Origin of the sequence: Marinobacter sp. RI1 (assembly GCF_041155085.1) — a bacterium.
Lineage (GTDB): Bacteria > Pseudomonadota > Gammaproteobacteria > Pseudomonadales > Oleiphilaceae > Marinobacter > Marinobacter nauticus.
The window spans coordinates 3,444,826-3,460,303 of the sequence record NZ_AP031605.1 but is presented as its reverse complement, the minus strand read 5'-3'; the positions used below and the strand labels follow the sequence as shown (position 1 = coordinate 3,460,303).

Below are 15,478 nucleotides of genomic sequence, written 5' to 3'. Positions count from 1 at the left end.
CGCGATTATGCAACAGGAATCAAGCAGGCCGACCTGGCTTCTTGATCTGTGTGAACAAATTCTCCGGGGTACGGAAGAGCAACATGTTTGAGAATCTCCAGGACCGGCTATCCGGTAGCTTGCGCAAGATCTCGGGCCAGGCGCGCCTGACTGACGACAATATCAAGGACACGCTCCGTGAAGTGAGGATGGCCCTGCTGGAGGCTGATGTCGCCCTGCCGGTGGTCAAGGCCTTTATTGAAGGGGTTCGTGAGCGTGCGATTGGCCAGGAAGTTCAGCGCAGCCTGACCCCGGGCCAGGTCTTCGTTAAGGTTGTCCAGCAGGAGCTGGAACGAGTCATGGGGGAGGGCAATGAATCCCTGAACCTCGCCACGCGTCCGCCCGCGGTTATTATGATGGCGGGCCTCCAGGGTGCGGGTAAAACCACGACGGTGGCCAAGCTGTCCCGTTTCCTGAAAGAGCGTGAGAAAAAGTCCGTGCTGGTGGTCAGTGCCGATATTTATCGGCCGGCGGCCATCCGTCAGCTGGAAACGCTTGCCGGTGAGGTGGGCGTTGAGTTCTTCCCCAGCACCACCGAGCAGGACCCGGTGGATATTGCCAATGGTGCCATCGAGGCTGCCCGCCGCAAGCACATTGATGTGGTTATCCTGGATACCGCGGGTCGTCTGCACGTGGATGAGCAGATGATGGGTGAAATCGGTCGCCTGCATAAGGCGGTGAACCCGGTTGAAACCCTGTTTGTGGTTGATGCCATGACGGGCCAGGACGCGGCCAATACCGCCAAGGCATTTAACGATGCGTTACCGCTGACCGGCGTGGTGCTGACCAAGACCGACGGCGATGCCCGTGGCGGCGCGGCGTTGTCCGTGCGTCATATCACCGGCAAGCCCATCAAGTTCCTGGGTATTGGTGAAAAGTCAGACGCCCTGGAGCCTTTCTATCCGGATCGTGTTGCCTCCCGCATCCTTGGTATGGGGGATGTGCTCTCCCTGATTGAGGAAGCTGAGCGCAAGCTGGACCGAAAGAAAGCCGAGAAGCTCACCAAGAAGATCAAGAAGGGTAAAGGTTTTGATCTGGAAGACTTCCGCGACCAGCTCCAGCAAATGAAGAATATGGGCGGTATCGGCGGACTGTTGGACAAGTTGCCGGGCATGGGGCAGATGGCCCAGATGGCACAGGCTCAGGTTAACGACAAGTCGGTTGGTCAGATGGAAGCCATTATCTGCTCCATGACGCCAAAAGAGCGCCGTTATCCGGATGTCATCAATAACTCTCGCAAGCGTCGGATTGCCGCCGGTTCTGGTACACAGATCCAGGACGTGAACCGTCTGCTCAAGCAGCACAAGCAGATGCAGAAGATGATGAAAAAGTTTGGCAAGAAGGGCGGGGTGGCTAACCTGATGCGCGGTATGGGTGGTATGATGCCGCCCGGCGGCGGTGGTGGCATGCCCCCGTTTGGCCGTATGTAAAAAGCCTTACATATAAAATGGGGAAACCGGTGGTTTCCCTGTTTTCATTGGCGCTTTTTTCGCATAGAATAGCGCCCCTTTCGAGTATGGGTCTTCCCGTCAGCCGTGAAACGGTGTGTCGGGAATCGTACAAAGTTCGTACAACAGAACAGGATATTGGTCGAAATGGTAACAATCCGTTTGGCTCGTGGCGGCTCCAAGAAGCGCCCGTTCTACCATCTGACAGTCACTGACAGCCGTAACTCCCGTGACGGCCGTTTCATTGAGCGTGTTGGTTTCTTTAACCCGATTGCCCGTGGTCAGGAAGAGCGTCTGCGTGTTAATCGTGAGCGCGTTGATTTCTGGCTGGGCCAGGGTGCACAGGCCAGTGAGCGTGTTGCTCAGCTGCTGAAGGCTGCTCAGTAATAGCATTGTTGGTACCGGGGTTGTAAAGGCATGACGCAGAATTCGCAGGAAACTGTGATCGGCCGGATCACCTCGGTGTTCGGGGTAAAGGGTTGGCTTAAGGTCTTCTCTTACACAGACCCGAAAGACGGAATACTGAACTACCGTGACTGGACTCTGCTCCTGGACGGCAAGCGTATTCCGATCAGGCTTGAGGAAGGTCGCCGCCAGGGGCAGGGGATCGTCGTCAGGCTTAAAGGTATTGATGATCGTGAAGTAGCCCGCACCTATTGCGGAGCGGAGATCCGGGTTCCCACCGAGCAACTGCCGGAACTGCCCGAAGGGGAGTTCTACTGGCATCAGCTGGAAGGTCTGGATGTCTTCACGGTAGAAGGTGAGTGCCTGGGTAAGGTGCATCACCTTCTGGAGACAGGCTCCAATGATGTCCTGGTGGTGCACGCTACGGCGGGCTCTATTGACCAGCGCGAGCGTCTGATTCCCTATCTGCCGGATCAAGTGGTTCAGCAGGTGGATCTCAAAGGCTCTCGCATGGTGGTTGACTGGGATCCGGAGTTCTGACGGGTGTGGATTGGCGCAGTCAGTCTGTTCCCGGATATGTTTTCTGCGGTGACGGATTACGGGATTACCGGGAGGGCAGTGCGTGAAGGTCTGTTGACCTTTCAGAGCTGGAATCCTCGGGATTACACCCACGATCGTCATCGCACGGTGGATGACCGGCCTTATGGTGGTGGTCCTGGGATGCTGATGAAAATTCAGCCTCTGCGGGACGCAATCCAGGCGGCCAGGGCATCGGCACCCGGCAAGGCCTGTGTGGTCTATCTTTCGCCGCAGGGTGAAAGGCTGGATCAGTCGGTGGTGGAGTCACTCGCCGCCGAGCAGCAGCTGATTCTCGTTGCCGGTCGTTATGAAGGTGTGGATGAGCGCCTGATTGCGGCAGAGGTCGACCGGGAGGTATCCCTTGGGGATTTCGTTCTCTCGGGTGGCGAGCTGGCAGCGATGGCTGTAATTGATGCGGTAACACGCCTCATCCCCGGAGCGCTGGGTCATGCGCAGTCGGCAGAGCAGGATTCCTTTGCCGACGGATTGCTGGATTGTCCGCACTACACCCGGCCCGAGGTTTACGAAGGTCAGGCGGTGCCGGAAGTTCTGTTGGGCGGTCACCATGAACAGATCCGGCGTTGGCGATTGAAAGAATCGTTGAGGCGAACCAGTGAGCGGCGCCCCGACCTGCTGGAAAAGCGGGAACTTACGGAAGAAGAGCGTCAGTTACTGGAAGAAATTTTGAACGAACCGGGTGCCTCTGAGTCATCAGGGCATTGAAAGATTGGGTATCAGGAGCATTACGATGAGCGGCAAGAACAACATCATCAGTCAACTTGAAGCAGAACAGATGACCAAGGAAATCCCTGCGTTCGCGCCGGGCGATACCGTGGTTGTACAGGTTCGCGTAACTGAAGGTAACCGTGAGCGTCTGCAGGCGTTTGAAGGCGTGGTTATCGGCAAGCGTAACCGTGGCATGAACTCTTCCTTCACTGTTCGTAAGATCTCTTACGGCGTGGGCGTTGAGCGTACTTTCCAGACCTACTCCAAGCTGATAGACAGCGTCAGTGTGAAGCGTCGTGGTGACGTGCGTCAGGCCAAGCTTTACTACCTGCGCGACCTGTCTGGTAAGGCAGCTCGTATCAAGGAAAAGCTTAACTGATTCAGATTCGTCTGTTCAGTACCAAAAAGCAGCCTCAAGGGGCTGCTTTTTTTATGGTTTAATGCCTGCGATGTCTCCGGAATCGAAGAGGGTGCTGTGCCAAGGCCAGAAGATGAGCAGTTGATAGAGCGTTTCAGTGACGCGGTCTGGCTTGAGGATGGCCTTGGCGAGCAAACCCGGCAGGCCTATGCCAGTGATCTGTGCCGTTTGTCCGGGTGGCTGGAGCAGCAAGCTGGGGCGCCAACCCTGCGCAGCGCACGACGCACAGACCTTCTGGCCTGGATGTCCCGGGGCTTGTCCGACGGCCTGAAAACCAGCACGGCGGCCCGCCGCCTGTCTGGCGTAAGGCGCTTCTATCGTTTTCTGTTGCGTGAAGGCATTATTGCCGAAGACCCAACGTTGCGGATTGACAGCCCTAGGTTGCCCCGGCGCTTGCCGGATACCCTGACCGAGGCCGACGTGGAGTCGCTGCTGACTGAGCCGGACCCGGAGCAGCCAGTAGAATTGCGGGATCGGGCCATGCTGGAGATTCTCTATGGCTGCGGACTTCGGGTTTCCGAGTTGACGGGGCTGACGGTGGACCAGGTCAACCTGAGGCAGGGCGTGGTTCGCATTCAGGGCAAGGGCGGCAAGGAGCGTTTGGTGCCGCTGGGTGAGGAAGCTGTGGACTGGTTATTACAGTATATGCGGCAGGCCCGGGGCGAGCTGCTGCGAGGCAAAACCAGTGATGCCCTGTTTCCGGGTAATCGTGGCACCGCCATGACCCGGCAGGCCTTCTGGTATCGAATCCGGCATTATGCGATTCGCTGCGGAATCACCAAGCACCTTTCTCCTCATACGCTCAGGCATGCATTTGCCACCCATTTGCTCAATCACGGGGCGGATCTTCGGGTGGTGCAGATGCTGTTGGGGCATTCAGATCTGTCGACCACCCAGATCTACACCCATGTTGCGCGGCAAAGATTGCAGGATCTTCATCAGGCCCATCACCCCAGGGGTTGACTGCGGCCGCTCCGGAGGCTGAACTAATCCGATTTTCCGGTGTCGCAGACACCACACAAACCGACAGAGGTAGTTTCAAGCTCATGAACATCAAATCAGTAGCAGTGTCCGTTGGACTGGCGCTGACCCTGGTCGGGGCGCCAGCCTCCCAGGCAGGCGAAGCCGAAGACCGCATTGCCCAGCGGCTGACCGAGGCGGTTCCCGGTCTCAAGGTGAACTCTGTTCGCGAATCTGAGGCAAAAGGGTTGTACGAAGTTCAGAGCAACAACGGCGACACCATCTACACCACGGAAGACGGCACCTATCTGCTGACGGGCGATCTGCTGAAAATCACCGAAAACGGCATTGCCAACGTTACTGAAGAATCCCGTGCGGGTTCCCGTAAGGACCTGATGGCGGATTACGGTGGCAAGGGCGTGATTTCCTATCCGGCCAAGGGTAAAGAGAAGGCGGTCGTTAATGTGTTTACCGATATCGATTGCCCCTATTGCCGGAAGTTGCACGATGAAGTGCCCCAGTTGAATGAGTACGGTATTACCGTCAATTACTACGCGTTTCCCCGTTCCGGGCCAGGTACGGCCTCCTTCAATAAATATATCTCGGTCTGGTGCGCTGACGATCAGCAGGCCGCTATGGATGCCGCCAAGGCCGGGCGTTCGGTAGAGCAGAAGAGTTGTGAGAACCCGGTGGCAGAGCAGTATCGGCTCGGCGGCCAGGTTGGGGTGACCGGCACGCCGGCTATTTTGCTGGAAGACGGCAATATGGTGCGGGGTTATGTGCCGGCCCGAAATCTGGCCGAGGGTCTCGGTATTCTGTGACCCTGTCGGTGTTCGTCGCCAGTCGTCATCTTTGTTGAAAGTGTGACCGATTCAGGGCTTATTCAGCCGGCCCTGAATCGGTATACTATGCCCCCTTATTGCAATCCATCAGCACCCCCATCGGGATCAGAGGTGAGAGCTTGAAAGACGTCAATGTCGGAATTTGCGGACTGGGAACCGTAGGCGGCGGTACATTCAATGTCCTGACTCGCAACGCCGCGATTATTGCGGGTCGTGCCGGCTGCAACATCCGGATTGCCCGGGTGGCGAGCCGCCATAGCCGCGATGACCTTGATCTGGGCAATGTCCCGTTCAGTACCGACATTTATGACGTGGTGAACGATCCTTCGATTGATATCGTGGTGGAGCTGATTGGTGGCTACGATGCGGCCAAAGAGCTGGTGCTGGCGGCCATTGCCAACGGCAAGCATGTGGTGACTGCCAACAAGGCCCTGATTGCCGTGCACGGTAATGAGATTTTCGACGCAGCGGAGAAGGCCGGCGTTGTGGTTGCCTACGAAGCCGGCGTTGCCGGCGGCATTCCGGTAATCAAGTCTGTGCGTGAGGGCCTGGCCGCCAACCGCATTGACACCATTGCCGGCATTATCAATGGCACCGGCAATTACATTCTCACCGAAATGCGCGCGGGCCGGGAATTTGGTGAAGTCCTCAAAGAAGCGCAGGCGCTGGGCTACGCGGAAGCGGATCCGACGTTCGATGTGGAAGGTATTGATGCCGCTCACAAACTGACCATCCTGGCGGCGTCCGGGTTCGGCGTTCCCCTTCAGTTTGAGAAAGGTTTTACCGAGGGAATTTCCGGTATTACTCCATATGATATTTCCCACGCAGAGTTGCTGGGGTACCGGGTGAAGCACCTGGGCATCGCCCGTCGTCGTGAAGACGGTATTGAACTGCGGGTGCATCCGACTCTGGTGCCACAGAGTCATCTGATTGCTCAGGTTGATGGCGTTCTTAACGCAGTCCTGGTGGATGGCGATGCTGTTGGCCAGACTATGTATTACGGTCCTGGTGCCGGGGATGAGGCTACAGCATCTGCGGTCATCGCAGACATCGTGGACGTCGCCCGCGCGGTGGCCAGCAACAGCCAGCAGCGCATTCCCTACCTCGGATTTACGCCGGACGCCCTGGAAGACCTGCCGGTGCTGCCAATGGAAGATGTCCAGTCGGCTTACTACCTGCGAATCCAGGCCTTTGACCATCCGGGTGTGTTGGCCAAGATTGCTGCCATTCTGAGTGAGCATGGCATCAACATCGAGTCAATCATGCAGAAAGAATCCGAATTCAAGGATGGCCGGATTCCGGTCATCATCCTGACCCACACGGTTCAGGAGCGCCAGATGAACCTGGCCATTGACGAGATGGAATCCCTCGCCGACATCGATGGCAAGGTTGTCCGTATTCGCGCAGAAAACTTTAACTGACAGGTACGCACGTGAGATACATCAGTACACGGGGTGAAGCTCCCGCACTGGGCTTTGAGGACGTTCTTCTGACCGGGCTGGCCACCGATGGTGGCCTCTATGTGCCGGAATCGTTGCCGCACTTCAGCCTGGAAGAAATTCGTAGCTGGCGCGGGCTTCCCTATGCGGAGCTGGCCTATAAAGTGATGTATCCGTTCGTAGAGGATGCCATCCCGGCGGACGACTTCCGCAAGATGCTGGATGAAACCTACAGCGTGTTCAGCCACCAGGCGGTGGCACCGCTGGTGCAGCTGGACACCAATGAGTGGGTGATGGAGCTGTTCCGTGGCCCGACACTGGCGTTCAAGGACTTTGCCCTGCAGCTGCTGGGCCGCTTGCTGGACTACGTTCTGGAGAAGCGCAACCAGCACGTTGTGATCATGGGGGCCACCTCCGGTGATACCGGTTCTGCTGCCATCGAGGGCTGCCGCCGGTGCGAGCACGTGGATATCTTTATCCTGCATCCGCATCAGCGAGTGTCTGAAGTGCAGCGCCGCCAGATGACTACGGTGCAGGGCGACAACATCCATAACATCGCAGTCAAAGGCAACTTCGACGACTGTCAGCGCATGGTGAAGGAGAGCTTCGGCAATCAGTCCTTTCTGGGCGGCAAAACCCAGCTGGCGGCGGTGAACTCCATCAACTGGGCCCGGATCATGGCCCAGATCGTGTACTACTTCCAGGCGTCTCTCGCTCTGGGTGGCCCGGACCGCAGCATGGCGTTCTCTGTGCCTACAGGCAACTTTGGCGATATTTTCGCCGGCTACCTGGCCAAGAAAATGGGGCTGCCCATCAGCCAGCTGGTGATTGCCACCAACCGCAACGATATCCTGCATCGCTTCATGAGCGGCAACAAGTATGAGCAGCACCAGCTGGAGCATACCCTGTCGCCGAGCATGGACATCATGGTGTCCAGCAACTTCGAGCGCCTGCTGTTTGATCTGCACGGCCGTGACGGGGCGGCGGTCAAAGCCTTGCTGGAAAACGCAGCCAAAGGCCCGGTCAGCATTGAAGACTACCGCTGGAAGCACGCCCGCAAGCTGTTCGACAGCGATGCGGTGGACGACAAAACCACCTGTGAAACGATTCGTGACGTCTACGAGCAGAATGAATATCTGCTGGATCCGCACACCGCCATTGGCGTACGCGCTGCCCGCAACTGCCGCCGCGACTCTGCCGTGCCCATGATCACCCTGGGTACCGCGCACCCGGCCAAGTTCCCGGATGCGATTGCCGAATCCGGCCTGAGCGTGAAGCCGCAATTGCCGGCCCACATGGCTGATCTGTTCGAGCGGGAAGAGCGCTACACTGTGCTGGATAACAATGTGTCCGAGGTGCAGGGCTTTATCTCCAAGCATTGGAAGAACGCCTGATCCGGCATGACTCCTAAAAAGATCCTGCGTCGCCCCCAGCCGTCCGATGTGACGGGCTGGGGGCAAAACCTGCCTCCCATCCTTCGCCGTCTGTACGCCGCTCGTGGTGTGCAATCCGACGACCAGCTTCAGTACACCCTGAAACACCTGGCGTCGCCGATGCAGCTTCGCGGTATTGATCGCGCAGTTGAACTGCTGGTCGAGGCGATTGTGCAGAAACAGCGGGTGATGGTGTTGGGAGACTTCGACGCCGATGGCGCCACCAGTACTTCGGTGGCAATGCTGGGTTTGTCTATGCTCGGTGTGGCGGCGATTGATTTCCGGGTGCCCAGCCGATTCTCTGATGGCTACGGCCTGACACCCGGCATCATCCACCGGTTGCAGGAAGACGGGGATTTGCCGGATCTTCTGGTGACCGTCGACAACGGCATCTCCGCCATCGAAGGCGTGCGTGCTGCCCGGGAGCTGGGCATCAAAGTGGTTATCACCGACCACCATCTGGCCGGAGAAGAGCTGCCAGATGCCGATGCCATTGTGAACCCCAATCAACCCGGTTGCCCGTTCCTGAGCAAAAATGCGGCGGGAGTGGGCGTGATGTTCTACGTGCTCATGGCGCTGCGTAAGCACCTGCGAGACAACAACCGGCTGCCGGACCCGGAGCCTAACCTGGGTAGCCTGCTGGACCTGGTGGCCCTGGGTACCGTGGCCGACGTGGTTCCGCTGGACCATAACAACCGCATCTTTGTGGAGCAGGGCATCCGCCGCATCCGCAAAGGCGAAGCCAGACCGGGCATCCTGGCTCTGCTGGAAGTAGCCGGCCGCGACTACACCGAAATCAGCGCCACCGATCTGGGTTTTGTGGTTGGCCCGCGCCTGAACGCTGCCGGCAGGCTGGACGACATGAGTATCGGCATCGCCTGCCTGCTCGCCGACAGTCGCGACGAAGCGCTGCGTCTGGCCCGGGAACTGGACAACTTCAACCGCGAACGCCGCACCATTGAAAAAGACATGAAAGCCCAGGCCCAGGACCTGTTGGCCTCCATGTCCCTCGATATTGATGGCCTGCCCTGGGGGCTGGCCCTGTTCGACCAGGACTGGCACCAGGGCGTGATCGGCATCCTGGCGGCCCGCATCCGCGAACAGACTCATCGCCCCACCATTGCTTTTGCGCCCGACGACGACGGCGAACACCTGAAAGGCTCTGCCCGATCCATCCCCGGCCTGCACATCCGGGATGCGCTGGCCGTGGTCGATGCGAAGAATCCGGGCTTGATGAAAAAATACGGCGGCCACGCCATGGCCGCCGGCATGACCATCGCCCGGGACGACCTCGAACGTTTCAGCAACGCCTTCGACCAGGCCGTGCGTGACACGTTGAAACCGGAAGACCTCGAAGCCGCCATCACCACTGACGGCCCGCTGGCCCCGGAAGAGCTGAACCTGGACACCGCCTACCTGCTCAAACGCGCCGGCCCCTGGGGGCAGCACTTCCCCGAGCCGGTGTTTGACGGCGAATTCCGGGTAGTGAGCCAACGCATTGTCGGCGAGAACCATCTGAAGCTCGTGCTGCAGCCGGTTGAGGGCGGGGGCATTATTGATGGTATTGCGTTCAACACCGGGCCTGAAGTGCCGGACTTTACCCGGAGTGGCGCGCGGGTGGTTTATAAGCCTGATGCCAATACGTTCCGGGGGCGGACTAATTTGCAGCTTCTGGTGGATTATCTGGAACCTTTGGGCTGATTAGGCTTGCTGATTTAACCCGCAAATTCCGGTAGAATCCGCCCTCTGTTTTTATCGCACCATTTTCCAAAGCGAGACAAGGTTTCATGGAAATTAATCCCATAGTGACGAAGATCAAAGAGCTTCGCGAGCGCACTGAAGCGCTGAGGGGGTATCTTTGACTACGATCAGCGAAGTGAACGCCTGACCGAAGTCGAACGCGAACTCGAACAACCCACCGTCTGGGACGATCCCGAGCGGGCCCAGGCATTGGGCAAAGAGCGCTCAGACCTTGAACTGATCGTTAAAACCATCGACAACCTCACCAACGGCCTGGCCGATGCAGAAAGCCTGCTCGACATGGCGGTGGAAGAGGACGACGAAGGCACCGTCCAGGAAATCGAAGCCGATCTCGAAAACCTTGATAAAGAACTCGAGAAGCTCGAATTCCGCCGCATGTTCTCCGGCGAAATGGACGCCAACAACGCCTACCTGGATATCCAGGCCGGCTCCGGCGGTACTGAAGCCCAGGACTGGGGCAACATGCTGTTGCGCATGTACCTGCGCTGGGCCGAGCGTCGTGGCTTCAAGGCCGAAATCGTTGAACTGCAGGAAGGTGAAGTGGCCGGCATCAAGAGTGCCACCATCCACATCCAGGGCGACTACGCCTACGGCTGGCTACGCACAGAAACCGGCGTACACCGCCTGGTGAGGAAATCCCCGTTTGATTCCGGCAACCGTCGCCATACCTCTTTCTCTTCCGTGTTTGTATCACCGGAAGTGGACGACAGCTTCGAAATCGAGATCAACCCGGCGGATCTGCGGGTCGATGTGTATCGCGCTTCCGGCGCCGGTGGTCAGCACGTAAACCGGACCGAATCCGCAGTGCGACTGACACACAACCCCACGGGCATCGTGGTGGCCTGTCAGGCCGGCCGAAGCCAGCACCAGAACAAAGACCAGGCCATGAAGCAGCTCAAGGCCAAGCTCTTTGAGCTGGAAATGCAGAAGCGTAACGAAGAGAAACAGAAAGCCGAAGACTCCAAGTCTGACATCGGCTGGGGTAGCCAGATCCGTTCCTACGTGCTGGACGACAGCCGTATCAAAGACCTGCGCACCAAGGTGGAAACCAGCAACACCCAGTCGGTGTTGGATGGTGACATCGACAAGTTTATTGAAGCCAGTCTGAAGATGGCGCTGTAGACGGCGCCATCCAAACCAAACCGGACCATTCCGACTTCTTTAGTGAGCCAAGATGACTGAACAGACCCAGAACGCCGCACAGCATGAGGATAACAAGCTGATTGCCGAGCGCCGCGCCAAACTGGCTGCGCTGCGCGAGCAGGGCAATCCGTTCCCGAATGACTTCCGTCGCGATGCCACCGCCGCCGAACTGCAGGCGAAATACGGTGATAAATCCAAGGAAGAGCTGGAAAGTCTGGGCATCAAGGTGGCCATTGCCGGCCGCATGATGCTCGACCGCAAGGCGTTCAAGGTGGTTCAGGACATGACCGGCCGCATCCAGATCTATGCCTCCAAGGATGTCCAGAAAGACACCAAGCACTGGGATATGGGCGACATCGTGGGCGTGCGTGGCACTCTGTCGAAATCCGGCAAGGGCGACCTGTATGTGACCATGGATGAATACGTACTGCTGACCAAGTCACTGCGCCCGCTGCCGGAGAAGCACAAGGGGCTGACCGACACCGAAGCCCGCTATCGGCACCGGTACGTGGACCTGATGGTGAACGAGGACAGCCGCCGTGTGTTCCATGCCCGGTCGAAGATCATCAACGCTATGCGCCAGTACTTCGCCGAGCGTGATTTCATGGAGGTGGAAACCCCCATGTTGCAGGTGATTCCGGGTGGCGCCACCGCCCGTCCGTTCGTGACCCATCACAACGCTCTGGGCATCGATATGTATCTGCGCATTGCTCCGGAACTGTTCCTCAAGCGCCTGGTGGTCGGTGGCTTTGAGCGAGTGTTCGAAATCAACCGTAACTTCCGCAACGAAGGGCTGTCTACCCGGCACAACCCCGAGTTCACCATGGTCGAGTTCTACCAGGCCTACGCCGATTACAACGACCTGATGGACCTGACCGAAGACATGCTGCGTACCATCACCCAGAAGGTGCTGGGTACCACCACTGTAATCAACACACGGGTACTGAAAGACGGTAGCGAAGAGACCATCGAATACGATTTCGGCAAGCCGTTCGAGCGCCTCACTGTGGTCGACGCCATCCTGCGCTACAACCCGGACATCACCCGTGAGCAACTGGCTGACGACGCACAGGCCCGAGAAGTGGCCAAGAACCTGGGTATCCACGTGAAAGACATCTGGGGCCTGGGCAAGGTGCAGATCGAAATCTTCGAAGCCACCGCCGAGCATCGCCTCACCCAGCCGACGTTCATCACCGAGTACCCGAAAGAAGTGTCGCCTCTGGCCCGCTGCAAAGACAGCGATCCGTTTGTGACCGAGCGCTTTGAGTTCTTCGTGGGCGGTCGGGAGATTGCTAATGGCTTCTCCGAGCTGAACGATGCCGAAGACCAGGCCGAACGCTTCCAGGCCCAGGTGGCTGAGAAAGACGCCGGCGACGACGAAGCCATGTTCTACGATGACGACTATGTCATGGCCCTCGAATACGGTTTGCCGCCTACCGCCGGTGAAGGTATCGGCATCGACCGCCTGGCCATGCTGCTGACCAACTCGCCATCCATCCGCGACGTCATCCTGTTCCCGGCCATGCGCCCGGAGCACAAGGCGGAACAGAAACCGGAAAGCGAGTAAGCCCATGCACCCTGCCGAGGCACTGGCTCAACAACTGAAGCCCGGCCGCGGCTGGGACCAGTGGCTGGCGGATGAGTTCCGCCAGCCCTACATGCGGCAACTGGCCGAATTCCTCGCCGCCGAGGAACAGGCCGGCAAGGTTCTGTATCCCCCCAGCACCCACTGCTTCAATGCCCTCAACAGCACACCGCTGGCGAACGTAAACGTAGTGATTCTTGGCCAGGACCCCTACCACGGCCCCGGCCAGGCCCATGGTTTGTGCTTTTCCGTGCGCCCTCAGGTTCCGCCACCACCGTCCCTGGTCAATATCTTCAAGGAAATCGAAACCGACCTGGGCATTGCGCCACCGGATCACGGCTGCCTGCAGCCCTGGGCAGAGCAGGGCGTGCTGCTACTCAACAGTGTCCTCACGGTCGAGCAGAGCAATGCCGGCGCCCATCAAGGCAAGGGGTGGGAGAGGTTTACCGACAAGGTGATCGAAGTCATCAACCGGGAGCGTGACAACGTGGTATTCCTGTTGTGGGGCAGCTACGCCAAGAAAAAGGGCCAGCACATTGACCGGAACCGCCACCTGGTTCTGGATGGCCCACACCCGTCACCGCTCAGTGCCTACCGTGGATTCTTTGGTTGCCGGCATTTCTCGAAGGCTAACGAATGGCTGAGGGGGCAGGGCAGGCCCCCCGTTGATTGGGCATTGCCAAGCAAAGCTGCGTTGATTGCCAAGTATAAACAGTGACGCGCTGACGAAGGCGGTCGGCAGACTCCCGAAGAAAGCCGGAACCTATTGAAGCAGCGCCATAGCTGCTTCCATCTGCGCATTCAGATCCTCTTCCTCGCTCATATCGATATTCGGATCCAGTCCCAGCCGATCGAACGCAGAAATCTTCGTCCAGTCCATCTCGTTCCAGGGGTGATCGCTCCCGGCAACCAGCTGCAGGTTGGCCACCATGACCAGATCGGCATAATCCGCTGCCGGCACCTCACGCTGGAAGTTGGCGTATTCCAGAGGCACATTCTGCAGTTCCTTCGGAAAATCCCATTTTTTCAGAATCATCGAGCCAATACGCGGGTGCAGCTCATCAATTACATTGTCCAGCATGATGCTGCTGATCTGGATATCCTGATCCTCCACATAACGCAGAATCGGCAGAATACCGATCAGGTGCACCAGGCCAGCCAGCGTTGCCTGATCCGCCTTCAGGCGGGTGTAATGTTGCGCCAGAACATGGCACACGCCCGCCACTTCGGTGCTGGTCTGCCAGGTGGCACGCAGGCGCTTGTCGATCATATCTGACGTGGCCTGGAACATCTGTTCCATCGCCAACCCCATGGCCAGATTACTGGTGTAAGCCATACCCAGGCGGCTGACCGCCATGTTCAGGTTCTCGATGGCGCGACTGCCGCGAAACAGCGGGCTATTGCACACCCGGATGATACGCGCCGAGAGCGCCGTATCGTTGCTGATGACCTTCACCAGATCGGCAATGGCAGAGTCTTCGGACTCGGCAATCTCCCGCACCTGAAGCGCTACCTCTGGCAGGGTTGGAAGTACCAGCTTGTCGTTTTCAATGGCAGCCGTCAGGTCAGACTTGATGGTTTCAACAATATTGGCCATGGTCAGTTAGGTTCCACTTGTCTGGAGGCATCCCGCGTACGGGGATAAAACCGGTATGTGTTTTAATTTATAGCAAATTTTTCCGGTATTTCCTGTCAACTTATGTATCCTGCTGTTCGGCTTTCTCTCGTTCAGGGACCGGATAGGGTATCGGCCGCACCTCAAGTTGCAGGCCCTCATGACCGTCTACGCCCAGATGCTTGCTGGCCGCGTCATGTCGGATCACCGCCAGCATTTCCCCCTGCTGCTCGCCAGTCAGTACTGAGTTAACCACCTCGCCCACGGCACTGCCATCGGCGATCAGGCGGGTGCCGGGTGCCGGGGCGGCATCAGTGCCGGAGAAAGCGACCCGGAACAGGCTTTTCTTTAACTGGCCGAGGAAATGCATCCGCGCAATCACTTCCTGTCCGGTGTAACAGCCTTTCTTGAAGTGAATGCCTTGCAGATGCTGAAGGTTGAGCATCTGGGGAACATAGGCTTCCCGGGTTGCCTTGGTCAGCCAGGGTACGCCGGCGCTGATCTCCGAGGCCTGCCAGGTCGGCATGGAAAGTTCGGAGGTGGGCGGCAACGAAGGCTGGGCATCAGTTTGCCAGAGTTCGAAGCGAGCGAGGTGGTCGCTGTCATCTTCCACACGAATCAGGTACCCGTTGTCGGTACTTAACACCTGACCGGGGCGGGTCAGTTCGTCTGTGGCCACGCCGGCAACCTGTCGGGCGGTCTCGATCCCCAGCAGACCGGTGATCCGGCCTGCGTCAAGAACGGCAAGCGATGTGCCCCGGAACAGCATCAGGTACTTGTTCAGGTGCTGAACGGTGTCTTCTGCGGTCTCCCGCTCGAGGCTGAGTAGCAAGTCTTCGCCATCCCGGACCAGTCGGGTAATGCAGTAGGCTCTGCCCTTCGGGGTGCAGGCTGCTGCCCTGAGCGACTGTCCGGCAGTGACTTCGTCAACACTCTGGCTGAACTGGCCCTGGACAAACTTGTCGGTACCCGGCCCGCTGATTCTGGCCAGAACCCGGTCGGTCAGATGAGCCCAACCCTCGTAAGTGGGATTGGCTGGCGTTTCGGTATTGGCGTTGGTCATCGAAAACTCCGGATGGAATCGG

The 15,478-nt window shown here is 58.3% G+C and carries 15 protein-coding genes; 13 read left to right on the top strand and 2 right to left on the bottom strand.

What is annotated here, in order from left to right:
- Positions 1 to 83: 83 nt before the first annotated feature.
- The 13 genes from ffh (at position 84) to ung (ending at position 13,496) form a co-directional block, all read left to right on the top strand.
- Entirely contained in the window at positions 84 to 1,469 is a 1,386-nt protein-coding gene (gene ffh, locus ACAM27_RS15665; RefSeq protein ID WP_014420740.1) for a signal recognition particle protein, read from the top strand.
- A gap of 165 nt (positions 1,470 to 1,634) precedes the next feature.
- Entirely contained in the window at positions 1,635 to 1,874 is a 240-nt protein-coding gene (rpsP, locus tag ACAM27_RS15660; protein WP_011785745.1) for a 30S ribosomal protein S16, read from the top strand.
- 30 nt (positions 1,875 to 1,904) lie between these two features.
- Positions 1,905 to 2,432, top strand: coding sequence for a ribosome maturation factor RimM (gene rimM / locus ACAM27_RS15655; RefSeq protein WP_011785744.1), 528 nt, complete (start codon positions 1,905 to 1,907; stop codon positions 2,430 to 2,432).
- A 3-nt stretch (positions 2,433 to 2,435) separates the two neighbouring features.
- A complete protein-coding gene (gene trmD / locus ACAM27_RS15650) occupies positions 2,436 to 3,194 on the top strand; it encodes a tRNA (guanosine(37)-N1)-methyltransferase TrmD (protein ID WP_014420741.1) in 759 nt (252 codons plus the stop codon).
- A 25-nt stretch (positions 3,195 to 3,219) separates the two neighbouring features.
- Positions 3,220 to 3,576 carry a 50S ribosomal protein L19 gene (gene rplS / locus ACAM27_RS15645; RefSeq protein WP_011785742.1) on the top strand — a complete coding sequence of 119 codons (357 nt, stop codon included), beginning with the start codon at positions 3,220 to 3,222 and terminating at the stop codon, positions 3,574 to 3,576.
- Between the two features lie 96 nt (positions 3,577 to 3,672).
- Positions 3,673 to 4,578, top strand: coding sequence for a site-specific tyrosine recombinase XerD (gene xerD, locus ACAM27_RS15640; RefSeq protein WP_369612275.1), 906 nt, complete (start codon positions 3,673 to 3,675; stop codon positions 4,576 to 4,578).
- 83 nt (positions 4,579 to 4,661) lie between these two features.
- Complete coding sequence (locus ACAM27_RS15635) at positions 4,662 to 5,396, top strand: DsbC family protein (RefSeq protein WP_121208421.1); 735 nt, start codon at positions 4,662 to 4,664, stop codon at positions 5,394 to 5,396.
- 140 nt (positions 5,397 to 5,536) lie between these two features.
- Entirely contained in the window at positions 5,537 to 6,838 is a 1,302-nt protein-coding gene (locus tag ACAM27_RS15630) for a homoserine dehydrogenase (protein ID WP_113879870.1), read from the top strand.
- Positions 6,839 to 6,849: 11 nt separating this feature from the next.
- Positions 6,850 to 8,250, top strand: coding sequence for a threonine synthase (gene thrC / locus ACAM27_RS15625; protein WP_222534727.1), 1,401 nt, complete (start codon positions 6,850 to 6,852; stop codon positions 8,248 to 8,250).
- 6 nt (positions 8,251 to 8,256) lie between these two features.
- Entirely contained in the window at positions 8,257 to 9,990 is a 1,734-nt protein-coding gene (gene recJ / locus ACAM27_RS15620) for a single-stranded-DNA-specific exonuclease RecJ (protein WP_222534726.1), read from the top strand.
- An 86-nt stretch (positions 9,991 to 10,076) separates the two neighbouring features.
- Positions 10,077 to 11,172, top strand: a protein-coding gene (gene prfB, locus ACAM27_RS15615; protein WP_113879872.1) for a peptide chain release factor 2 whose coding sequence is annotated in 2 segments (ribosomal slippage) — positions 10,077 to 10,148 and positions 10,150 to 11,172 — 1,095 coding nt in all. Because the reading frame shifts where the segments join, the coding sequence is not laid out codon by codon here.
- A gap of 52 nt (positions 11,173 to 11,224) precedes the next feature.
- Positions 11,225 to 12,760, top strand: a complete 1,536-nt coding sequence (gene lysS / locus ACAM27_RS15610) for a lysine--tRNA ligase (protein ID WP_011785735.1) — start codon at positions 11,225 to 11,227, stop codon at positions 12,758 to 12,760.
- 4 nt (positions 12,761 to 12,764) lie between these two features.
- Entirely contained in the window at positions 12,765 to 13,496 is a 732-nt protein-coding gene (ung, locus tag ACAM27_RS15605; protein WP_222534725.1) for a uracil-DNA glycosylase, read from the top strand.
- Positions 13,497 to 13,541: 45 nt separating this feature from the next.
- Here the strand turns inward: ung and ACAM27_RS15600 are convergent, their stop codons facing one another.
- On the bottom strand, positions 13,542 to 14,375 hold the full coding sequence (locus ACAM27_RS15600; protein ID WP_011785733.1) for an HDOD domain-containing protein: 834 nt from the start codon (positions 14,373 to 14,375) through the stop codon (positions 13,542 to 13,544).
- A gap of 100 nt (positions 14,376 to 14,475) precedes the next feature.
- The gene (locus tag ACAM27_RS15595) at positions 14,476 to 15,456 is read right to left on the bottom strand and encodes a folate-binding protein YgfZ (protein WP_141067757.1); all 981 of its coding nucleotides are present in this window, start codon (positions 15,454 to 15,456) and stop codon (positions 14,476 to 14,478) included.
- Positions 15,457 to 15,478: the final 22 nt, after the last annotated feature.

Bases quoted from the DNA above. Each gene is read 5' to 3' on its own strand.
- ffh (WP_014420740.1), top strand. From the start codon at position 84: ATGTTTGAGAATCTCCAGGACCGGCTATCCGGTAGCTTGCGCAAGATC.
- rpsP (WP_011785745.1), top strand. From the start codon at position 1,635: ATGGTAACAATCCGTTTGGCTCGTGGCGGCTCCAAGAAGCGCCCGTTC.
- rimM (WP_011785744.1), top strand. From the start codon at position 1,905: ATGACGCAGAATTCGCAGGAAACTGTGATCGGCCGGATCACCTCGGTG.
- rplS (WP_011785742.1), top strand. From the start codon at position 3,220: ATGAGCGGCAAGAACAACATCATCAGTCAACTTGAAGCAGAACAGATG.
- ACAM27_RS15635 (WP_121208421.1), top strand. From the start codon at position 4,662: ATGAACATCAAATCAGTAGCAGTGTCCGTTGGACTGGCGCTGACCCTG.
- recJ (WP_222534726.1), top strand. From the start codon at position 8,257: ATGACTCCTAAAAAGATCCTGCGTCGCCCCCAGCCGTCCGATGTGACG.
- lysS (WP_011785735.1), top strand. From the start codon at position 11,225: ATGACTGAACAGACCCAGAACGCCGCACAGCATGAGGATAACAAGCTG.
- ung (WP_222534725.1), top strand. From the start codon at position 12,765: ATGCACCCTGCCGAGGCACTGGCTCAACAACTGAAGCCCGGCCGCGGC.
- ACAM27_RS15600 (WP_011785733.1), bottom strand. From the start codon at position 14,375: ATGGCCAATATTGTTGAAACCATCAAGTCTGACCTGACGGCTGCCATT.
- ACAM27_RS15595 (WP_141067757.1), bottom strand. From the start codon at position 15,456: ATGACCAACGCCAATACCGAAACGCCAGCCAATCCCACTTACGAGGGT.